The following is a 22,457-nucleotide window of genomic DNA, read 5'->3' as shown; positions in this document are numbered from 1 at the left end:
CTTGTTTTGAAAGGAGCACTTACATTGATTTCAAAAGAATTATTAAATCGAATCAACGAGTTAGCCCACAAAGCGAAGGCTGAGGGTTTAACCGAATTAGAAGAAGTTGAACGTAAGGATTTACGTCAGAAGTACTTAAAGGAATTTCGGGCCGGTTTTCGGCAACAAGTTGAATCGCTACAAGTTTTTGACAAGCAGGGTAAGGAAGTTACACCAGAAAAAGTTCGCAATATTCAACGCGAACGGGGCTTGCGGAATGATTAACCGTTTTCAGGAAAATTTGTTATTCGACAAATTTTCCTTTTCTTTTATTATTAATTTGTGTAGACTAGTTTATTGAAGACTGTAATAAGGGAGGGAACAGGGAATGACTTTATCTACAGGTGTTTGGATCTTAATTGTGGTCCTTGGCATTTTAGTTGGGTTGACTGGTGGTTTCTTTGGTGCGCGTCACTACATGCAAAACTACTTGAAACAAAACCCACCGATTAGTGAAGAAATGCTACGCAGCATGATGATGCAAATGGGTCAACGCCCATCCGAGAAGAAGTTGCACCAGATGTTGAACTCTATGAAGGCTGCTTCACGTAACGATAGCAAATAAGGTCGCTATGTTTAGTTTAGGCTACGGGGTGCTGGAAATTTTCCGGCACTTTTTTTGATTCAACGTAAAAAAGTGCGATTGCTTCTATAAATAAGCACGCACTTTTCTAAAGTTTATAAAAAAGCACGTCCTTATTGGGCGTGCTTTTGAGTCGCTGGATCGACGTATTTGAAGTCAGGATCAATTTGTTGATCGAGACTATCGAAAGCGGCCAGCATTTGCTGTTCAATCGTTTTTTGCCCGGCATCATCGAGCTTTAATTTCCGGTCAACATAAATTGGCTCGCCAAAGCGAACGGTGACTTTTTGGCGGCTGAATAACCGCTTGAAAGTTAGTGGCCCTTGATAAACCGTTGGGACTAGTGGTACGCCAGCCATTTTAGCGATGACCGTCGCGCCACCCTTTAGTTCCTGTGAATGACGTGTCCCGGATGGGAACATGATCAAGGAAAGGCTACCCTTACGTAAAAACTTAACGGGCGTTTTGATTGCGGACGGACCAGGATGATTACGATCAACTGGAAAAGCATTGGCGTGCTTCAAAATATAGCGTAGTACGGGGTTTTTAAAGAGTTCTTCTTTGGCCATAAAACTGAACTTCATGGGACTGCCAGCAAGTGCATAGTACAACGGGTCGAACCAAGTCCGGTGCGGACCCACTAAAATATAAGTGCCCTTTGGCAGATTTTCGCGTCCCTGAAAACGGGGACGACCGTTAATGAGGGTGACGATCAGCCGAACGAGGCCACGCATAAATGAGTAAAACATCACGATCTTCCTTTCGTTAAATAACTGCTCACAGTATGACGAAATTTTTGAAATTCTGCAAGTAGATTATATGGTATGCTTGCAATGATATTTTTAGAGAAGGGGGTCACGTTATGACCCAAGTAGCGTTAAACGCTGGCGAGCGGATTGACCAACTATATAGTAAAAACATTCAAATTATTCAAAGTTCCCAAGTGTTTGCCTTTTCACTTGACGCTGTCTTGTTAGGCGCGTTTGCACAGGTCGCTAAAACCGCCAAGAGTCAGATTGTTGATTTGTGCGCGGGTAACGGTGCAGTCGGTTTGTTTGTTAGCGAACGAACGCATGGCCACATTACCGCGGTTGAGTTACAGCCGCGCTTGGCAGACATGGCACAACGGAGTGTGACGCTCAACAATTTAGAGCAACAGGTCACGGTGTTGAATGAAGATCTATTGAACGTGACGACGCGATTGGCAAAGGATTCGATCGATACCGTCTTGTGCAACCCACCATATTTTAAAAACCAACCAAGTAGTGTCAAAAATCCTAATCCACACTTAGCCATTGCCCGTCACGAACTGACTGCTAACTTAGACCAGATCATGGCGGTGACGAGTGACTTACTGAAAATGAACGGTAAAGCGTACTTTGTGCACCGTCCGGAACGGCTAGATGACTTATTTGCAACGATGGCAGCCCACCGGTTAGCGCCTAAACGGTTGCGGTTTGTACACCCGAAAGCGGACCGAGAAGCCAACATGGTCCTGATTGAAATGATCAAAGATGGCAGAGCCAACGGTGTCCGGGTGGTGCCGCCGGTCGTTGTTTATCAAGCGGATGGCACGTATGGAAAAGAGGTGCACCAGCTCCTCTATGGCAACTAAAACAACTAAAAACTACTATTTCTACGTCCTGTTATGCGCTGACCAGACGCTTTACGGCGGCTTTACGGATAACTTGCAGCGGCGACTCGCCACTCATAACGCGGGGAAGGGCGCCAAGTATACCCGGCCCCGCACCCGGCGACCTTTACAATTAATTTATCATGAAGTTTTCAATGACAAGTCATCTGCCTTGAAAGCTGAATATGCCTTCAAACACCAGTCGAGAGCTGCCAAGTTAAAATACTTGGCACTTCACAATGTGAATATTTAGCAAAGTTTTCATAATTTGTCATACTTTTTCTGACATTTACTGTTATAATATTTAATGTATCAATATATAGGAGGAATTTTTGTAATGAAAATTATTGCATATGCTGTACGTGATGACGAACGTCCTTTCTTCGACACATGGATGAAAGAAAACCCAGACGTTGAAGTTAAATTAGTTCCAGATTTACTTACTGAAGAAACTGCCGAATTAGCTAAAGGCTTTGACGGTGCCGATGTATACCAACAAAAGGATTACACCGCTGCTGTTTTAAACAAGTTAGCTGACGAAGGTGTTAAGAACATTTCTCTTCGTAACGTTGGTGTTGACAACGTGGACGTTCCTACTGTTAAAGCTCGTGGCTTAAACATTTCTAACGTGCCTGCATACTCACCAAATGCGATTGCTGAATTATCAGTTACACAATTGATGCAATTATTACGCCAAACCCCTAAGTTCAACAAGAAGTTGGCTAAACAAGACTTCCGTTGGGCACCAGACATCGCTAAAGAATTAAACACGATGACTGTTGGTGTTGTTGGTACTGGTCGTATCGGCCGTGCCGCTATCGACATCTTCAAGGGCTTCGGTGCTAAAGTTATCGGTTACGATGTTTACCGTAACGCTGAACTTGACAAAGAAGGTATGTACGTTGATACCTTGGACGAATTATACGCCCAAGCTGACGTTATTACTTTACACGTTCCTGCTTTGAAGGATAACTACCACATGTTAAATGCTGACGCATTCAGCAAGATGAAAGATGGTTCATACATCTTGAACTTTGCTCGTGGTACGCTCGTTGATTCAGAAGACTTGATCAAGGCCTTAGACAGTGGCAAAATTGCCGGTGCCGCCCTTGACACTTATGAATACGAAACTAAGATCTTCAACAAGGATCTTGAAGGTCAAACGATTGATGACAAGGTCTTCATGAACTTGTTCAACCGCGACAACGTTTTGATTACACCACATACTGCGTTCTACACGGAACCAGCCGTTCACAACATGGTGCACATCTCAATGGATAACAACAAACAATTCATCGAAACTGGTAAAGCTGACACGCAAGTTAAGTTTGACTAATTTTGATTAAAATTTAGTTGAACGGCACTACTCATGACATTAGTCACGGGTAGTGCCGTTTTTTTTGTTCTAAAACTAGAATAATGGGCAAAAAAATTCCCTAATCACACCAAATGCGGTGGATTAGGGAACGCGGCGTGAATGCCTAAAAATAAATACAGATGGGTAAATATTTCATGGATTACAGCGTTGCTGCTTGGAGTAACGCGAGTAATAATTCGTTGAGCTCTTCAGGGCTCTGAATTATTTGGTCGGGAATCACCGTCGGCTTGACTTGGTCATTTTGCCGGTGGTTGAACCAAAAGGTCTGCCAACCAGCGTGCTTGGCGCTAGTCATGTCGAGTGAGGCGTTATCGCCCACGTAGACGGCTTCGTTGGCTTTGATGCCGACCTGGTGCGCCCAAGTTGTAAAAATCGACGGGTCCGGTTTAGCAATCCCGAGTTCTTCAGAGATGAAGATGTGGTCGGGATGAACGTAGTGCTCAATTTGTAACTGATGCAACTTATGACGTTGAATTTGAGCGGGACCGTTGGTAATGATGCCGATTTCAAAACAGTGACTAAGGCGGGTCAACGTCGCTGGCAAGCCAGCAAACAACTGAATGTTAGATAGCGCATTTTTATACGCCATTTCAAATTGGATTGCCCAATCCGTACTAATGGGTTCCGTGGTCAACTGGGACAGCGCGTAGCGAATCCGCGCGGTTTGCCAAGCTTCAAGACTCAGTGTTTGGTCTTTAACTTGGTCAAAAGTTTGATCATTAAAATCATGGAACCGTTTGAAAACTTGAGCCGCTTCGTCTGCCGACAAGGGCCGCGAAAAAGTTGCGGACAATGCGGCGACGAAGGGAGATTTTTGATCGTACAACGTATCGTCGAGATCAAAAATGATGGCTTTTATCATGTTGAATTGAGCCTCCTATGCGAGATAGTATTTTAACACACTTCGAGCAAATCACAAATTACCGGTAAAATAGCTTGCATGGGGCGTTAATTTTCGTTATACTAATTTTCGGTGTTAAAACCAATTTCACACCCATGGTGATGGTTATGGTAGTGCCCGGGAGGGTTCCGTAACCAAGTGAGGCATGGGGATGAGCAAAACAAATTTTTTGGAGGAACATTTATCATGGCTGTTATTTCTATGAAACAATTGCTTGAAGCCGGTGTCCACTTTGGTCACCAAACTCGTCGCTGGAACCCAAAGATGAAACCATACATCTTTACGGAACGTAACGGGATCTACATCATTGACTTACAAAAGACGGTTAAGATGATCGATTCAGCTTACAACTTCGTTAAGGATGCTGCAGCTGACGATGGTGTTATTTTGTTTGTTGGGACTAAGAAACAAGCCCAAGACTCAATCGAAGAAGAAGCTACCCGTGCTGGTCAATACTACGTTAACCATCGTTGGTTAGGTGGGACTTTGACTAACTGGAACACCATCCAAACTCGGATCAAGCGTCTTAAAGATTTAAAGAAGATGGAAGAAGACGGAACTTTCGAACGTTTACCTAAGAAGGAAGTTTCATTATTGATCAAGCAACGTGCTAAGCTTGAAAAATTCCTTGGCGGTATCGAAGATATGCCTCGGATTCCAGACGTTATCTTTATCGTTGACCCTCGCAAGGAACAAATTGCGGTTAAGGAAGCTCAAAAGTTGAACATTCCGATCGTAGCGATGGTTGATACCAACACTGATCCAGATGACATCGACGTTATCATCCCATCAAACGACGACGCTATTCGTGCCGTACGTTTGATCACTTCTAAGATGGCTGACGCTGTCATTGAAGGTCGTCAAGGTGAAGACGAAGACGTTACTGAAGACTCATTCAAGGGTGCCAAAGACGCAAAGTCTGCTGACTCATTGGAAGATATCGTTGAAGCCGTTGAAGGCGACAATGATAAAAAGTCTGACAAATAATTAATTCGAAATAATTAGGCTGTCTAAAAAATCGCGGACCTCATCGGCCTGATTTTGAGGGCAGCCTTTTATCTAAAATCTACCTACTCAAAGGAGAGTAAACTATGGCAAAGATTTCTGCAGCACAAGTTAAAGAACTCCGTGACAAAACCGGTGTTGGTATGATGGACGCTAAGAAAGCGTTAGTTGAAACTGAAGGCGACATGGAAAAGGCCGTTGACGTTTTACGTGAAAAGGGCGTTGCTAAAGCTGAAAAGAAGAGTGGCCGCGTTGCTGCTGAAGGGATGGCTGCCATTGCTATTAAAGGCAATAAAGCTGCCATCGTGGAAGTTAACTGCGAAACTGACTCCGTTGCTTCAACTGACAAATTCAAGGCATTAGTTGCTGAACTTGCCGACAAGATTGCTACCGAAGAACCAAAGACGGTTGACGAAGCATTAGCTTTGAAGACGGCCAATGGGACTGTTAAAGATGACGTTATCGAAACGACTCAAGTTACTGGTGAAAAGATCAGCTTACGTCGCTTCCACGTGATCGAAAAGGGCGATGACCAAAACTTTGGTTCATACTTGCATAACGGTGGTTTAATCGGTGTTTTAGTTGTCTTAGACGGCGCTGATGAAGCAACTGCTAAAGACGTTGCCATGCACGTTGCTGCGATTAACCCAGAATACGTTAACCGTTCACAAGTGCCTGCTGAAACGTTAGCACACGAAAAAGAAGTCTTGGTTAAGGAAGCCTTAAACGAAGGCAAGCCTGAAAAGATCGTTGAAAAGATGGTTGAAGGCCGTTTGAACAAATGGCTCTCAGAAATCAGCTTAGACGACCAAGAATTTGTTAAGGATTCTGACCAAACCGTTTCACACTTTGTTGAATCAAAGGGTGGTAAGGTCAACACCTTCGTTCGTTTCGAAGTTGGTGAAGGAATCGAAAAGAAGACTGACAACTTCGTCGATGAAGTTATGGGTCAAATTAAAGACTAATTAACATTCAGAGGGGAGATTATGGCAGATTTAGTTTTTGCCATAATCTCTTTTTTTTGTAAAACAAACTATTTTTTATCCGTGAATCCGTGCGATGCTATAACGGCTATTGATAATATGGTAGAATGGATACAGATAATCTCGAGGAGGACAAAACGATGTCGGAAGTTAAATACAAGCGTGTGATCCTAAAACTTAGTGGTGAAGCCTTAGCTGGTAAAAAAGGTTTTGGGATTAACCCACCCGTTATTAAAACGGTCGCGGAAGAATTGAAGGACGTCTATGATATGGGCGTACAGATTGCCATCGTTGTTGGTGGTGGTAACATGTGGCGTGGCGAAGCTGGTGCCCAAATGGGTATGGAGCGAGCACAAGCTGATTACATCGGTATGCTTGCAACCATTATGAACGCCTTAGCACTTCAAGATAACTTGGAATCAATCGGGGTTCCAACCCGGGTCCAAACTTCAATTGAAATGCGGCAAATTGCTGAACCATATATTCGTCGGAAGGCAATGCGGCACTTAGAAAAACGTCGGATTGTCATCTTTGCTGGTGGGACGGGTAGCCCGTACTTCTCAACTGACACCACGGCTGCTTTGCGCGCTGCTGAAATTAATGCGGACGCAATCCTAATGGCTAAAAATGGGGTTGACGGGGTTTACTCAGCTGACCCTAACAAGGATAAGAGTGCCGTTAAGTTCGACACCTTAACTCACCTTGATATTATCAACAAGGGCTTACAAGTTATGGATACGACCGCTAGTTCATTATCAATGGATAATGATATTCCAGTCGTTGTCTTCAACTTGAACAAGCCAGGCAATATTCGGAAAGTCGTTGCCGGTGAACACATCGGGACGACAGTCAGGGGGAAATAACATGGCAGTGACAGAACCAATCTTAAAAGATGCACAACAACGGATGAAAAAAGCAGAAGAAGCCCTTCAACGGGAACTCGGTAATATTCGGGCCGGACGTGCGAACGCTTCATTACTGAACCGAATCTCCGCAGACTATTACGGCACACAGACACCTTTGAATCAGATGGCGTCAATTACCGTTCCAGAACCACGGGTCTTAATGGTGACACCATTCGACAAGAGCGCTTTGAAGGAAATCGAAAAAGCTATCTTGGCGTCTGACTTAGGGATTAGCCCAGCTAACGATGGTTCCGCTATTCGCTTAGTTATTCCACAATTAACGGAAGAACGGCGTAAGGAACTTGCTAAGGACGTTAAGGCTGAAGGTGAACGTGCTAAGGTTGCCGTTCGGAATGTTCGACGTGATGCAATGGAAGCCTTGAAAAAGGGCCACAAAGACGGCAATTTTACCGATGACCAGTTACATCAGCTAGAAGATCAGACGCAAAAGATTACTGATCAAGCTGGTAAAGACGTTGATGGCATCGTCGCAGATAAAGAAAAAGAAGTTTTAGCAGGCTAGTAAAGCTTACTAATTCGTTAAGGCTTGAAGAAATTCAAGCCTTTTTTTGTTGACTAATAGTTAAACGGGCCGTTTTTTGGTAAAATAGTGCATAGTTAAGCTATTTTTGTGGAGGTGCGATTTGTTCGCTTTTTTTAATAAAAATGATCCCGCAGATGAAACGGACGTGCAACTTGATCCAAATCGAATCCCAGCGCACGTCGCTATCATCATGGACGGGAATGGTCGTTGGGCCAAGGCGCGACATTTACCGCGGATCGCCGGTCATAAGGAAGGCATGAATACCGTCAAGAAAATTACGGTGGCAGCGAGTGATCTCGGTGTGAAGGTACTGACGCTTTACGCTTTTTCGACGGAAAATTGGAAGCGGCCGAGCGATGAAGTTAACTACTTGATGCAACTACCAGTTAGCTTTTTTGATACCTTTGTCCCAGACTTGATCAAGAATAACGTGCGGGTCGCGGTCATGGGCTACACGGACCGGTTACCCGCAGCGACGCAAAAGGCGGTACACGATGCCATTGAAGATACGAAAGATTGTGATGGCATGGTGTTAAACTTTGCGCTGAATTATGGGTCACGCGCAGAAATGGTGACTGGCGTTCAGTCGATTGCGCAGGCCGTTTTAGATGGTCGGTTAAAACCAGAAGAGATTACGGATAAAACGGTTGATCAAGCTTTGATGACGGCGCCGTTAGCCCCGTATAACGATCCAGATCTTTTGATTCGGACTAGTGGCGAGGAACGAATTTCCAACTTTTTACTCTGGCAAATTGCGTACAGTGAACTCGTTTTCACTGATGTTAAGTGGCCAGATTTTACAGCGGCAACCCTGCAAGCGTGCATCGCGGACTTCCAAAGTCGTGATCGCCGGTTTGGCGGGTTGACGGATAAAAAATAGAGGGAGTTTTGTAGATGAAACAACGGGTCATTACAGCGGTAGTTGCCTTAATCTTGTTTATCCCGGTAATCTTTATCGGGGGCATCACGTTAGACATTGTGGCCATGCTTTTAGGTGCGGTTGCGATGAGTGAACTACTGGTTATGCGGAAAAAGTTATTAATCTCGTTTGAAGCGATTGTTAGTATGTTGGCGGTCATGATTCAGATTGCCCCTAACAAGTGGTTTAACGGCTTACCAGATCAACTCAACAAGTCGTACGTCGTTTACTTCTTAGTTATTTTATTATTGTTGCACACGGTTTGGTCACGGAACCGGTTCTCATTTGACGATGCCGGGGTCTTAACGCTAGGCGTGTTATACATCGGGATGGGCTTTAATTACTTCACGGCCGCCCGGGGTGTAAACGTGGAAATGTTACTGTTCCTAATGTTTATCGTTTGGGCAACTGACAGTGGCGCTTACATGGTTGGCCGTAAGCTTGGTAAACATAAAGTGACGCCCATTAGTCCTAATAAGACGTGGGAAGGCTGCATTGGTGGTAGTATCATTGGTGTGATCATTGCCGGTGCCTTTGCCATTGGTTTCCACGTAGGTTACGCGAACGCATTGAGTATGATTGTCATTACGATTATCCTTTCCGTAGTCGGTCAATTAGGTGACTTAGTTGAATCCGCTTTGAAGCGTTACTACGGCGTAAAGGATTCTGGTAAAATCTTACCTGGTCATGGTGGAATCTTAGACCGGTTTGATAGTATGTTGTTAGTTTTCCCAATTGCACACTTATTTGGCCTCTTTTAACGCTGATGGCCCCCAGCAAGCCTGGGAGAAAGGAGCGTATATTTGATAGTTACAATAATTACGTTCATCATCGTTTTTGGAATCCTCGTGATTGTCCACGAGTTTGGCCACTTTTACTTTGCGAAACGCGCCGGCATTTTAGTCCGCGAGTTCTCAGTTGGGATGGGGCCTAAGGCGGTTGCTTTTCGGCGGAATGCCACGACCTATACGTTACGGTTCCTCCCAATTGGTGGGTATGTTCGGATGGCCGGTGTCGCTGACGATGAAGATGAAGAACTTAAACCTGGTACCCCGGTCAGTTTGATGATTGGTGAAGACGGGCTCGTTCATTCAATCAACGCCAGCAAAAAGACGACCTTGTTCAATGGTATTCCGCTTTCCGTGACGGGGAGCGACCTTGAAAAGGAACTCTGGATCGAAGGTTACGAAAATGGTGACGAAAGTGCGGTTAAGCGCTACGCTGTTCATCACGACGCAACCATCGTTGAAAGCGATGGGACCGAAGTCCAAATCGCACCGGTCGACGTTCAGTTCCAATCTGCCAAGCTATGGCAGCGGATGCTGACTAACTTTGCTGGGCCAATGAATAACTTTATTTTGGCGATCATCACTTTTGCCATCCTTGCTTTCATGCAAGGCGGCGTTACCACGGTGACGACGAACGTTGCTAGCACCACGAGCAATTCAGTGGCGCGGCAAGCCGGAATTAAGGCCGGTGATCAAATTACCGCGGTGAACGGTAAGAAGATGACCAGCGCCCAATCCATCTCGATTTTGATTCAAGACAGTCCTAAACAAAAGTTAAACCTCACCGTCAACCGTAACGGCCATAATAAGACCGTTGCGGTGACCCCGGCAGCGAAGACCGTATCCGGTAACCGGATTGGTCAAATCGGGGTCGTGTGGGACACCACGACGAACAAGGGCTTAGGCGCTAAGCTAGCGTACGGGTTTACCGGGTCCTGGGGCATCACAAAACAGATCTTCCAAGTGCTGGGCCGAATGGTGACCCACGGGTTTAGCTTGAACGATTTGGGCGGGCCGGTCGCAATTTTTGCCACGACTTCGCAAGCGGCGAAATCGGGCCTGCGCCAAGTGATTTACCTATTAGCCGTGTTATCGATCAACTTAGGAATTGTGAACCTCTTACCAATTCCGGCCCTCGATGGTGGTAAACTGTTATTGAACATCGTGGAAGGCGTGCGCGGGAAACCGTTGCGGGTCGAAACGGAAAGTGTCATTACCCTGATCGGGTTTGGCCTATTAATGCTGTTAATGATTTTAGTAACTTGGAATGATATTCAACGTTATTTCTTCTAAGCTATTGTTATTGATTAAATTGGAACTATAAGGAGACGTTTAGTAGATGAAACAATCGAAACTGTTAATCCCAACTTTAAAGGAAGTGCCGAATGATGCTGAAGCCCTCAGCCATCAAATGATGTTGCGGGCCGGCTATATTCGCCAGATTTCTGCTGGGATGTACGCTTATTTACCGTTAGCCTACCGGGTTTTAACGAATATTGAAACCATTATTCGTGAAGAAATGGAAAAAATTGATGCGGCCGAGATGCTCGTGCCAGCAGTGATTCCGGCAGAACTTTGGAAGGCGACGGGGCGTTACGAAACGTACGGTCCCGAACTCTTTAAGCTCAAGAACCGGCATGACCGGGACTTTATCTTGGGCCCAACTCACGAAGAAACGTTTACGTCGATTATTCGTGACGAAGTGAAATCGTACAAACGGTTGCCATTAACGTTATATCAAATTCAAGCCAAGTATCGTGATGAAGACCGTCCTCGTTACGGTCTGTTACGGGGCCGGGAATTTATCATGAAGGATGCCTATTCCTTCCACGCGGATGAAAGTTCGCTAGATGATACTTTCCAAGATATGGCGCAAGCCTACCAAAACATCTTTGAACGTTGTGGCTTACAATTCCGTTCCATTATTGGTGACGGTGGGGCCATGGGTGGTAAGGATTCTCGTGAATACTCCGCCATTGCACCGGTCGGAGAAGATACGATCGTTTATTCTGATGCCAGTGACTACGCAGCGAACCTTGAAATGGCACGGAGCCTTTACGTTCCTAAGAAATCGCACGCGTCATTAAAAGACATGGAAAAAATCGACACCCCAGGCGTTGGGACAATCGATGAATTAGCGGACTTCTTGAAGGTTGGCGCTGATCAACTCGTTAAGAGCATCTTGTTTATTGCGGATGATCAGCCCGTCATGGCCCTTGTTCGTGGCGACCACGAAGTCAACGACGTTAAGTTGAAGAACTACTTGGGTGCGGACTTCTTAGATATGGCGACACCAGAACAAGCCCAAGAATACCTTGGCGCAAGCTTTGGGTCACTTGGTCCGGTCAACGTTAGTGACGATGTTAAAATCGTCGCCGACGTTTACGTTAAGGATATGGCCAACATTACGGTCGGCGCGAATGAAGATGGGCATCACTTCACCAACGTTAACCCAGAACGGGACTTCCACGCTGAAGATTACGTGGACATCCGCTTCGCACAGGAAGGTGAATTATCACCAGACGGTGCCGGCGTCCTGAAGTTTACGAAGGGGATCGAAATTGGTCACATCTTCAAGCTTGGGACCCGTTACTCTAAAGACTTGCACGCTGAAGTCTTGGATCAAAACGGTCGTAACATCCCAGTTATCATGGGTTGTTACGGGATTGGTGTTTCACGTTTGTTATCTGCAATTGCAGAACAACGTGCCGATGAAAACGGTTTGATCTGGCCAAAAGCGATTGCACCGTTTGACGTTCACGTCATTCCAGTTAACCCTAAGAAGGCCGACCAAGTCGAAGTTGCTGATCAAGTTGAAAAGCAATTAGAAGACGCTGGTTATAAAGTGTTATACGATGACCGTAAGGAACGTCCCGGGGTTAAATTTGCTGATTCTGATTTGATGGGGATTCCTGCCCGGATCACGATCGGTAAGAAAGCCAGCGAAGGCATTGTGGAGATCAAACTTCGCGCAACTGGCGAAACCTTGGAAGTTAAGACTGAAGAAATTGCGAATAATTTAGCAGTTTTGCTTAAAAATATCGATTAGTCGTAACGGTTCAATCGTTGCATGTTGACTAAAAAATGCGTACACTTAATCATTAGTGGATGCGGAAATCACCTAGTTTCGGCAACTTAGAAACTAGGTGATTTTAGTTAGGTATTGAATCAAAGGAGGAGCACGTGTGAGCTTAAATCAGCAAGAAATGTTTGAGAAACTCCTCGAACAAATTGAGATGCCAACGGGGCCGGACTTTGAAGACGCGGCCGTCACGAAGTTAACGGTTCACCAGGCGTCTAAGGTTTGGGAGTTTCACCTGCATTTCCAACACGTATTGCCATACACACAATTTATGACGTTCCAAAATAAATTGCAGATGGCGTTTAAAGACATTGCCCAGGTCACCATGGCGGTTCAAACCGATGACCAGGAAATCAATTCGCGGGCGTTGGCCGACTATTGGGAATGGATCGTACAAAATAGCGGAATTGCCTCTCCGTTAGTCCAGTCGCTTTGCAATAGCAACGTGCCTTCGTTAGACGATGGCCGGGTCATCCTGTTAGCCGAAAATGAAGTGATTCAGAACTTTTTGACTAATCAGGCCCTCGGTCCAATTGAAAGTACCTATCAACGGCTCGGTTTTCCGAAGTTTTCGATTCATACGATGATTGACGAAACCGCGTCGCAGGCTAAAATACAAGAGTTCCATGCCCAGAAGGCCAAATCTGATCAGGCGTTGGCCCAAAAGGCGGAAGCAGCCATTAAAAAGGCGAATGAAAAACGGGCTAAGCAAGCCGATGCACCGGCGCCAGTGGATGGTCCGGTTCAATTAGGTAAACAGATTAACCCGCAGGAACCGGCTAAGCAACTGGTTCAAATTACCGAAGAAGAGCGCTCAGTGATTGTTGAAGGGTACGTTTTTGACATGGAAGTCCGGACGTTACGCTCACAACGACAACTGTTAATTTTGAAAATTACGGATTATAGTTCGTCAATGGTCGTTAAGAAGTTCTCCCGTAACGCCGATGATGAGGCCCAGTTTGCGGCACTCAGTACCGGGATGTGGGTTCGTGTGCGTGGTTCCGTACAAGAAGATAGCTTCATGCGGGATTTGACGATCAACGCTTATGACATTAACGAGACGAGTCATGCGAGTCGCCAAGATAAAGCTCCAGCTGACGAAAAGCGGGTCGAACTGCACGTGCATTCTAATATGAGTACGATGGACGCGACGAACAGTGTCAGCGACTACGTTAAGCAAGCGGGAAAATGGGGGATGCCGGCGATTGCCATCACCGACCATTCCGGTGCCCAAGCCTTTCCCGAAGCTTTTGCCGCGGGTGAAAAGAATCACGTCAAAATTTTATACGGTGTCGAAGCCAACATGGTCGACGACGGTGTGCCAATTGCTTATAACGACGCACCGGACGACTTAAAAGAATCAACGTACGTGATCTTTGATACTGAAACGACGGGACTATCCGCGATTTACGACCGGGTCATCGAACTTTCAGCGGTGAAGATGGAAAAGGGAAACGTGATCGATCAGTTTGAAGAATTTATTGATCCCGGGTTTCACTTATCCGCACAAACCACTAATTTGACCAGTATCACCGATGAAATGGTGCGGGGCTCGAAATCAGAGGAAGAAGTCTTTCGACTATTCCGTGAATTTTACGGCGACGCCATCATCGTTGGGCATAACGTGACGTTTGATATGGGCTTCATGAATACCGGTTACGCCCGGCACCACATGGAAGCTATTACCAATCCAATCATTGATACGCTAACGCTAGCCCGCTGGTTATACCCGGATTTCCGGCGCTACACGTTGGATTCACTGTCCAAAAAATTCAACGTTAACTTGGAACACCATCACCGGGCGATCTATGATGCGGAATCGACGGGACATTTGAACCACATCTTTTTAAAGGATGCGGAAGAACGTTACGGCGTACAACGGCATAATCAATTGAATGACCATATGAGTGAAAACGGGGCGTATAAACACGCCCGGCCTTTCCACGCGACCCTGTACGCAACGACGCAAGCGGGATTAAAGAACTTGTTTAAAATCGTCTCACTATCCAACGTTCAGTACTTTGCGGGTGTGCCACGGGTCCCACGTAGTGTTTTGAACAAGTATCGCGATGGCATCTTGGTGGGATCTGCTTGTCATAACGGTGAAGTCTTTACGGCGATGATGCAAAAGGGGCGGGCTGAAGCAAAGCAAAAGGCCGGTTACTACGACTTTTTAGAAGTCCAACCTAAGGGCATCTACGCTGACTTGATTGAAAGTGGCTTGATTGCAGATAATAAGCACTTAGAAGAAATTATTAAGAACATGGTTGATTTGGGTCACGAACTCAATATCCCGGTTGCCGCAACTGGGGACGTCCACTACTTGAATAAAGAGGACAAAATCTACCGGACGGTATTGATTAAATCGCAACCAAAGATCGCGTTAGGGCGTAAACGAACGGAATGGCCCGATGCGCACTTCCGCACGACCGATGAAATGCTGAATGATTTCCGTTTCTTAGGCGAAGAGACCGCGCATGAAATTGTGGTGGATACGCCTAGAGCGATTGCGGACCGGTTCGAATACGTTCGTCCCGTGAAGGATAAGTTGTATACGCCACGAATGAAGGGTGCCGAAGCCGAAATCAAGCAATTGACGATGGACCGGGCGCACGCGTGGTATGGCGATCCGTTACCAGAAATTGTTCAGGCGCGGGTGGACAAAGAATTAAAGAGTATCATCGGCAACGGGTTCTCAGTTATTTATCTGATTGCCCAACGACTCGTGTTTAAGAGTAATAAGGACGGGTACTTAGTTGGTTCTCGTGGGTCCGTTGGGTCTAGTATCGTGGCGACGTTGTCCGGGATTACTGAAGTTAACCCGATGCCGCCCCATTACCGGTGTCCAAATTGCCAGTATTCAAAATTTTATACAAATAATGAATTCGGTTCGGGTTACGATTTACCGCCAAAGGACTGCCCTAAGTGTGGCACGAACATGGTGCGGGATGGTCAAAACATTCCTTTCGAAACCTTCTTAGGGTTTTATGGGAATAAGGTGCCCGATATTGATTTGAACTTCTCTGGTGACTACCAACCAATCGCCCATAACTACACCAAGGTCTTGTTCGGTGAAAAGAACGTGTACCGTGCGGGGACGATTGGGACGGTGGCTGACAAGACCGGTTATGGTTACGTTAAGGGCTACGAACGCGATACGGAACAAAACATTCGAACGGCTGAAATTGACCGTTTAGCAAAAGGGATGACCGGCGTTAAACGGACGACCGGACAACATCCGGCCGGAATTATCGTTGTGCCCGACTACATGGACATTTACGATTTTACGCCGGTTCAATATCCAGCCGATGATCAAACGGCGGCTTGGCAAACGACCCACTTTGATTTCCATTCGATCCATGACAATATTTTGAAGATCGATATTTTAGGGCATGATGACCCGACGATGATCCGGATGTTGCAAGATCTGTCGGGAATCAAGCCGGAAAGTATTCCACCGGTCGATCCCAATGTCATGAAGATCTTCTCGAGCCCTGAAGTTTTAGGCGTAACGGAAGATCAAATCTTTTCGAAAACGGGGACCCTTGGGATTCCTGAATTCGGGACCCGGTTCGTCCGGGGAATGTTGGAAGAAACGCACCCGTCGACCTTTAACGAACTACTACAAATTTCGGGACTTTCCCACGGAACCGACGTGTGGTTAGGAAACGCCGAAGAACTGATCAAAGATGGTACGGTCACGTTGGCCGAAGTTATTGGGTGTCGTGATAACATCATGACCGACTTGATCCACTACGGAATGGAATCTGATATGTCCTTCCAAATCATGGAACACGTGCGGAAAGGCCGGGGGATTCCTGATGAGTGGCAACAGGCCATGAAGGATGCCAACGTGCCCGACTGGTATATCGAGTCGTGTTTGAAGATCAAGTACATGTTCCCACGGGCGCATGCCGCGGCTTACATTTTAATGGCGTTGCGGGTGGCTTACTTCAAAGTTTACTTTCCACTGGTTTACTACTCCGCTTACTTCTCCGTTCGGGCTGACGATTTTGACCTGGTTGCAATGGCCAATGGTAAGGACGCTACTAAGGACGCCATGAAAGTGATTACCGATAAGGGGATGGACGCTTCCGCTAAGGAAAAGAACCTTTTGACGGTGTTGGAGCTAGCGAACGAAATGTTGGAACGGGGCTTTAAGTTTAAGATGGTCGATCTTTATAAGTCAGATGCTTCGGACTGGTTAATTGACGGCGATACGTTGATTGCGCCGTTCCGGGCAGTCCCTGGCTTAGGCTTAAACGTTGCCAAACAGATCGTCGCTGCTCGGGCTGACAAGCCGTTCCTATCTAAGGAAGACTTGTCAAAACGGGGTAAGGTTTCCCAAACGTTGATCGACTTTATGACGGAAAACGGTGTTTTAAGTGATTTGCCGGATGAAAACCAATTGTCGTTGTTTTAGCGTAAATGAGCGTTATTTAAGGTTTGAAAAGGACTTTTTAAAAGAAAATTGTAAAAAGATTCTAATTTTTTGCGGATAATTCTCATGAAAATGCCAGTATCAGGGATGGGTTTAAGCCCCGATAGTTGCTAAGATATCGCGTATAAACGGCGTAGAGTTGCGGTTTCATCATAATTGTGATAGTATATGAGTGTAATTTAAAACTCGTTAACGAGTGAGCAGCGATGCTCACTCTTTTTATTGGACTAATCTGAATAGGAGGCGCAATCGTGAGCAATAATGTTGTTGAGACGATTCAGCCGATCGCGGGTGCGATCGTCACTGCTCATCAATTTGAACTCGTTGATGTAGAATTTGTCCGGGAGGGCCAGAGCTGGTACCTGCGGATTTATATCGATAAACCAGGCGGCATTAACATTGAAGAATGTGCGATGGTTAGTGATGAATTAAGTGAAAAGTTAGATACAATGGATCCGGACCCAATCCCCCAAGCCTACTTCTTAGAAGTGTCGTCGCCTGGTGCGGAACGGCCATTAAAAAAAGAAGCCGACTATCAAAATGCTGTCGGCAAGTATGTCCACATCGGTTTGTATCAAAAACAAGACGGTAAAAAAGTTTTTGAAGGTGACTTAAAAGAAGTTACCCCGGATACTTTGACACTGGACTATTTGGATAAGACACGTCACAAGACCGTTACGATTGACCGGAAGCAGATCTCACAAGCCCGCTTAGCGGTGAAGTTCTAAATTGACGAAGGAGTTTACTTATGAGTAAGGAATTATTAGGGGCTTTAGACACCCTTGAATCAGAAAAAGGCATCAAAAAAGAAGTTGTTATCGATGCTTTGGAAGCGGCGTTAGTTTCCGCCTACAAGCGTAACTATGGCCAAGCGCAAAACGTTGAAGTTGACTTTGATCAAGTTAAGGGTAATATTCATGTTTATGCGGTTAAAGAAGTCGTTGAAGACGTCTTTGACTCCCGTTTGGAAGTTAGTTTGCAAGATGCATTAGCCATTAACAAGGCTTACGAAATTGGCGATGACATTCGTTTTGAAGTCACACCTAAAAACTTCGGTCGGATTGCAGCTCAAACGGCTAAACAAGTTATTATGCAGCGGGTTCGTGAAGCGGAACGTGGTATTATCTATGACGAATACAGCCAGTACGAAAATGAAATCGTCACGGGTGAAGTTGAACGTCAAGATAACCGGTTTGTTTACGTTAGTTTAGGAAAAGTTGAAGCGGTTATGGGTCGTTCTGACCAATTACCAGGTGAAACTTACCGAATTCACGACAAAATCAAGGTTTACGTTTCTAAGGTTGAAAATGCGACTAAGGGACCTCAAGTATTCGTCTCACGGACCGCACCAGACTTATTGAAACGATTATTTGAACAAGAAGTTCCTGAAATCTTTGATGGTATCGTTGAAATTGTGTCGATTGCTCGTGAAGCCGGGGACCGTGCCAAGGTTGCTGTTCGATCAAATAACCCTAACGTTGACCCAGTCGGAACCTGTGTGGGTCCTAAGGGGCAACGGGTCCAAACAATCGTTAACGAACTACACGGCGAAAACATGGACATCGTGGAATGGACTGATGATACGGCCGTCTTTATCGCCAACGCGTTAAACCCAGCTGAAGTTTTGGATGTCATCTTCGATCCTGAAAACGAACGCGGTTGTACCGTGGTTGTGCCAGATTACCAATTATCATTAGCTATCGGTAAGCGGGGACAAAACGCACGTTTAGCTGCGAAATTGACTGGTTTTAAGATTGATATTAAATCTGAAACCGAAGCATCTGATATAATGGAAGCAAACCCTGAGAACGTTGCGCAAGCTGAAACGGGAAATGAAGCTCCCGTTGATGATGAGCAAACGGAATCAGAAGTCAGTGACGACGTCGTTAGTGACGCAGCTGATGCTGAAGCAACGTCCGAAGCAGACGAACCAACTTCTGCCGATGACGCCGAATAAGTAAGCAAAGTAACTAAAGGAGGTCTGGGATATGAAAAAAAGAAAAGTGCCGTTACGCAAGGACATCGTAACGGGTGAGATGCATCCCAAGAAAGACTTAGTCCGGGTTGTTAAGAACAAGCAAGATGAGGTGTCCGTTGACGCTACCGGTAAAAAACCGGGACGGGGTGCCTACATTGCCCTTGATGTTAAAGTTGCCAAGCGTGCCCAAAAGGAGAAGACCTTTGATAAGGCCTTTGGAATTAAGGTTGGCGCGGACTTTTACGACGAGTTAGTGGCTTACGTTGATCATCAACAAGCCCGAAAGGAACTCTTCGGTAATGACGCCTAATCAAGCTTGTTTAAACCTGCTGGGCCTATCGCGGCGTGCCAGAAAACAGATTGCTGGTGAGGGGCTGACCCTTGCCGCAATCCGTAACCAATCGGCCAAACTCGTGTTTATCGCGAGTGATGCCGGTCCCACGACTGCCAAGAAATTCCATGATAAGGCCCAATCTTATGATGTTCCAGTGATCGATACCTTTACTAAAGCGGAATTAAGTGCCGCATCAGGCAATCAACGGACGGTAATTGCAATTACCGACCGCGGATTTGCCAGAAAAATGGTCGCGATCATGACAAAGTAAAGGAGGGTGAAGATATGGGGAAAAAGCGAATTTATGAATTAGCGAAGGAGCTCAACGTCCCAAGTAAACAGTTGATCGCGCAAGCACAACAGTTGGGATTCTCCGTCAAAAATCATATGTCGACACTCGGTGACACCGAAGCAAGCCAACTAAAGGGTGCTACTTCGGGCGCCACCCATCCTAATCCTAAAGCTACAACGGCTAGTAACACTGGCCGCGTTGCGCCTAGCGCAGCGAAAACTGTGACACGAACTGCTAATCAGCAGCAATCCAACTCGCGTCATCAACAGAGTGGTGATTCTTTGAATAATAATCGTAATAATAACAATAATCAGAGTCGGTCGAACAATAGTCAAAGTCGTTCCAACAATACAAACCGTTCCAGTAACGGTAGTAGCCGGACGACAAATAGCACCCGGAGTACTAGTAACAACACCAACCGGAGTAGCAATACGAGCCGACCAAATAGTAATAACAGTAACCGGTCAAACAACAGCCAGAACCGTTCTAACAACAGTCAGAATCGGTCGAATAATGGCCAAAACCGGTCCAATAATAGCCAGAACCATTCCAACAATGGTCAAAATCGTTCGAACAACAGCCAGAACCATTCTAATAATGGTCAAAACCGTTCAAACAGTTCACAAAATCGTTCCAGCAACGGTAACAGTAGTAACCGGAGCAGTTTGACAACGAACAGTTCACGTAACGGGAGCGGCCGGTTTGGTGGCGGCTTAGGTAGCAACAACAATAACAACGGTGGCGGTAGCCGTTACCGTGGTAACAACAATAGCCGTCGGCGTAATAACCGCAATAACCGTGGTCGTAACAACAAGAACCAACGGATTCGCCAAGTAAGCAACAAGCCTGTTTCTGTTCGTAAGGATAAGCCGTTACCAGAAACGTTGGTTTACACGGTTGGGATGAACGCACAGGATCTGGGTAAGATTTTGCACCGTGAACCAGCTGAAATTATCAAGAAGTTGTTCATGTTAGGCGTTGCCGTTAACCAAAACCAATCATTGGATAAAGAAACCATCGAAGTCTTAGCGGCTGATTATGGTATCGATGCTCAAGAAAAGGTTCAAGTTGACGTTACCGACTTGGATAAGTTCTTCGACGACGAAAACAAGAACACCGAAAACTTAGAAACCCGGGCACCAGTTGTTACCGTCATGGGTCACGTTGATCATGGTAAGACGACGTTGCTTGATAAGTTACGTCATACGCACGTGACTGCGGGCGAAGCCGGTGGGATCACGCAAGCAATCGGTGCTTATCAAGTTAAGCACGATGGCAAGACAATCACTTTCTTGGATACACCAGGACATGCGGCCTTCACTGAAATGCGGGCGCGTGGTGCTGATATTACTGATATCACCGTGTTAGTTGTTGCGGCCGATGACGGTGTAATGCCACAAACAATCGAAGCGATCAACCATGCGAAGGCGGCTAAAGTGCCAATTATCGTCGCTGTTAACAAGATTGATAAGCCAGGTGCTAACCCGAACCACGTGATGGAACAATTAACCGAATATGGTTTAATTCCTGAAGACTGGGGTGGCGATACGATCTTCGTCCAGATTTCGGCTAAGTTCGGTAAGAACTTAGATGAATTATTGGATATGATCCTACTACAAGCCGAAGTGCTGGAATTAAAGGCTAACCCTAAGCAAAACGCTGCTGGGTCTGTCTTGGAAGCTAGTTTGGATCGTGGTAAGGGGTCAACGGCAACCTTGTTAGTTCAACAAGGGACGATGCACGTTGGTGACCCAATCGTTGTTGGGAATACTTACGGTAAAGTTCGGACCATGACAAATGATCATGGAAAACGAATTAAGGAAGCCGTTCCATCAACCCCAATTGAAATTACTGGGTTAAGTGATGTGCCAGATGCTGGGGATCGGTTCGTAGTCTTTGACGACGAAAAGACCGCTCGTGATGCTGGTGAACAACGTGCTAAGCAAGCCTTAATGGACGAACGGAAACAGACGAACCACGTAACGCTTGATAACCTGTTTGATTCAATGAAACAGGGTGAATTGAAGGAAGTCGACGTTATTATCAAGGCCGACGTTCAAGGTTCCGTTGAAGCGTTAGCTGGGAGTTTACGTAAGATCGAAGTTAAGGGCGTTCGGGTTAACATTATCCATACTGCCGTTGGGGCCATTAACGAAAGTGATGTTGCCTTAGCAGAAGCAAGTAACGCCATTATCATCGGGTTTAACGTTCGACCAACGCCACAGGCTAAGTCACAAGCTGACACTGATGACGTGGACATTCGTTTGCATCAAGTCATCTACAACGCAATCGATGAAATCGAAAGCGCGATGAAGGGGATGCTTGAACCTAAATACGAAGAAAAGATTACTGGTCAAGCCGAAATTCGTGAAATCTACAAGGTTTCTAAGATTGGTACGATCGGTGGTGGGATGGTCACTGATGGTGTCATCCACCGCGAATCTGGTGTTCGGGTTATCCGTGACGGTGTCGTTATTTACGATGGTAAGTTAGCTAGTCTACGTCGTTTCAAGGATGACGTTAAAGAAGTTAAACAGGGCTTTGAACTTGGTTTACGGATTGAAGACTACAACGACATTAAAGTGAACGATGTAATTGAAGCTTATGTCATGAAGGAAGTTCCGATTGAATAAGCACCTTAATTGGGAGGTA

General features: G+C 45.8%; 21 protein-coding genes. 19 read left to right on the top strand and 2 right to left on the bottom strand.

All coding sequences use genetic code 11. The features are described 5' to 3' along the window. The first annotated feature begins 24 nt into the window (after nt 1–24). Together AAA939_RS04230 and AAA939_RS04225 are read left to right on the top strand one after the other, a co-directional pair. Nucleotides 25–264, top strand: coding sequence for a DUF896 domain-containing protein (locus tag AAA939_RS04230; RefSeq protein ID WP_057707306.1), 240 nt, complete (start codon nt 25–27; stop codon nt 262–264). 103 nt (nt 265–367) lie between these two features. Beyond that, nucleotides 368–604 carry a YneF family protein gene (locus tag AAA939_RS04225; RefSeq protein ID WP_057707305.1) on the top strand — a complete coding sequence of 79 codons (237 nt, stop codon included), beginning with the start codon at nt 368–370 and terminating at the stop codon, nt 602–604. Between the two features lie 131 nt (nt 605–735). Here AAA939_RS04225 and AAA939_RS04220 read toward each other — a convergent pair whose 3' ends face one another. Then, nucleotides 736–1,371: a lysophospholipid acyltransferase family protein gene (locus tag AAA939_RS04220; protein WP_057707304.1), complete on the bottom strand. Its 636-nt coding sequence runs from the start codon at nt 1,369–1,371 to the stop codon at nt 736–738. A gap of 113 nt (nt 1,372–1,484) precedes the next feature. Between AAA939_RS04220 and AAA939_RS04215 the strand changes: the two genes are divergently transcribed. From AAA939_RS04215 to AAA939_RS04205, 3 genes are all read left to right on the top strand, one after another. Beyond that, the gene (locus AAA939_RS04215) at nt 1,485–2,237 is read left to right on the top strand and encodes a tRNA1(Val) (adenine(37)-N6)-methyltransferase (RefSeq protein ID WP_338209417.1); all 753 of its coding nucleotides are present in this window, start codon (nt 1,485–1,487) and stop codon (nt 2,235–2,237) included. Beyond that, nucleotides 2,227–2,508, top strand: coding sequence for a GIY-YIG nuclease family protein (locus AAA939_RS04210; RefSeq protein ID WP_338209415.1), 282 nt, complete (start codon nt 2,227–2,229; stop codon nt 2,506–2,508). Before AAA939_RS04215 ends, AAA939_RS04210 begins: the two co-directional genes overlap by 11 nt. Before the next feature lie 84 nt (nt 2,509–2,592). Further along, nucleotides 2,593–3,591, top strand: coding sequence for a D-2-hydroxyacid dehydrogenase (locus AAA939_RS04205; protein ID WP_057707301.1), 999 nt, complete (start codon nt 2,593–2,595; stop codon nt 3,589–3,591). A gap of 181 nt (nt 3,592–3,772) precedes the next feature. Here the strand turns inward: AAA939_RS04205 and AAA939_RS04200 are convergent, their stop codons facing one another. Next, nucleotides 3,773–4,495, bottom strand: a complete 723-nt coding sequence (locus AAA939_RS04200; RefSeq protein ID WP_338209413.1) for an HAD family hydrolase — start codon at nt 4,493–4,495, stop codon at nt 3,773–3,775. A gap of 225 nt (nt 4,496–4,720) precedes the next feature. Between AAA939_RS04200 and rpsB the strand changes: the two genes are divergently transcribed. The 14 genes from rpsB (at nt 4,721) to infB (ending at nt 22,438) form a co-directional block, all read left to right on the top strand. Next, nucleotides 4,721–5,521, top strand: a complete 801-nt coding sequence (gene rpsB, locus AAA939_RS04195) for a 30S ribosomal protein S2 (protein ID WP_057707299.1) — start codon at nt 4,721–4,723, stop codon at nt 5,519–5,521. 104 nt (nt 5,522–5,625) lie between these two features. Further along, complete coding sequence (gene tsf, locus AAA939_RS04190; RefSeq protein WP_338209412.1) at nt 5,626–6,504, top strand: translation elongation factor Ts; 879 nt, start codon at nt 5,626–5,628, stop codon at nt 6,502–6,504. A gap of 158 nt (nt 6,505–6,662) precedes the next feature. Continuing rightward, nucleotides 6,663–7,385 carry a UMP kinase gene (pyrH, locus tag AAA939_RS04185; RefSeq protein WP_338209411.1) on the top strand — a complete coding sequence of 241 codons (723 nt, stop codon included), beginning with the start codon at nt 6,663–6,665 and terminating at the stop codon, nt 7,383–7,385. A 1-nt stretch (nt 7,386) separates the two neighbouring features. Next, on the top strand, nt 7,387–7,950 hold the full coding sequence (frr, locus tag AAA939_RS04180) for a ribosome recycling factor (RefSeq protein ID WP_057707296.1): 564 nt from the start codon (nt 7,387–7,389) through the stop codon (nt 7,948–7,950). Nucleotides 7,951–8,071: 121 nt separating this feature from the next. After that, nucleotides 8,072–8,851, top strand: a complete 780-nt coding sequence (locus AAA939_RS04175) for an isoprenyl transferase (RefSeq protein ID WP_338209408.1) — start codon at nt 8,072–8,074, stop codon at nt 8,849–8,851. A 14-nt stretch (nt 8,852–8,865) separates the two neighbouring features. Continuing rightward, complete coding sequence (locus AAA939_RS04170) at nt 8,866–9,651, top strand: phosphatidate cytidylyltransferase (RefSeq protein WP_338230501.1); 786 nt, start codon at nt 8,866–8,868, stop codon at nt 9,649–9,651. A 42-nt stretch (nt 9,652–9,693) separates the two neighbouring features. Continuing rightward, nucleotides 9,694–10,971, top strand: coding sequence for an RIP metalloprotease RseP (gene rseP / locus AAA939_RS04165; RefSeq protein ID WP_338209404.1), 1,278 nt, complete (start codon nt 9,694–9,696; stop codon nt 10,969–10,971). Nucleotides 10,972–11,017: 46 nt separating this feature from the next. After that, nucleotides 11,018–12,727, top strand: a complete 1,710-nt coding sequence (locus tag AAA939_RS04160; RefSeq protein WP_338209402.1) for a proline--tRNA ligase — start codon at nt 11,018–11,020, stop codon at nt 12,725–12,727. Between the two features lie 136 nt (nt 12,728–12,863). Beyond that, entirely contained in the window at nt 12,864–17,183 is a 4,320-nt protein-coding gene (locus AAA939_RS04155; RefSeq protein ID WP_338209400.1) for a PolC-type DNA polymerase III, read from the top strand. A gap of 269 nt (nt 17,184–17,452) precedes the next feature. Continuing rightward, on the top strand, nt 17,453–17,929 hold the full coding sequence (gene rimP / locus AAA939_RS04150; RefSeq protein WP_338209398.1) for a ribosome maturation factor RimP: 477 nt from the start codon (nt 17,453–17,455) through the stop codon (nt 17,927–17,929). Nucleotides 17,930–17,949: 20 nt separating this feature from the next. Then, entirely contained in the window at nt 17,950–19,158 is a 1,209-nt protein-coding gene (gene nusA, locus AAA939_RS04145; RefSeq protein WP_338209397.1) for a transcription termination factor NusA, read from the top strand. Nucleotides 19,159–19,189: 31 nt separating this feature from the next. Beyond that, complete coding sequence (gene rnpM / locus AAA939_RS04140) at nt 19,190–19,489, top strand: RNase P modulator RnpM (RefSeq protein WP_057707288.1); 300 nt, start codon at nt 19,190–19,192, stop codon at nt 19,487–19,489. Beyond that, nucleotides 19,479–19,784 carry a L7Ae/L30e/S12e/Gadd45 family ribosomal protein gene (locus tag AAA939_RS04135; RefSeq protein WP_057707287.1) on the top strand — a complete coding sequence of 102 codons (306 nt, stop codon included), beginning with the start codon at nt 19,479–19,481 and terminating at the stop codon, nt 19,782–19,784. The genes rnpM and AAA939_RS04135 overlap by 11 nt, the downstream gene beginning before the upstream one ends. Before the next feature lie 14 nt (nt 19,785–19,798). After that, nucleotides 19,799–22,438, top strand: a complete 2,640-nt coding sequence (infB, locus tag AAA939_RS04130; RefSeq protein ID WP_338209394.1) for a translation initiation factor IF-2 — start codon at nt 19,799–19,801, stop codon at nt 22,436–22,438. Nucleotides 22,439–22,457 lie beyond the last annotated feature (19 nt).

The organism is Lactiplantibacillus paraxiangfangensis (genome assembly GCF_036246185.1).
GTDB classification, from domain to species: domain Bacteria; phylum Bacillota; class Bacilli; order Lactobacillales; family Lactobacillaceae; genus Lactiplantibacillus; species Lactiplantibacillus paraxiangfangensis.
Note: the sequence above shows the minus strand (reverse complement) of the source record. Positions and strands in the feature narration are given on the sequence as shown.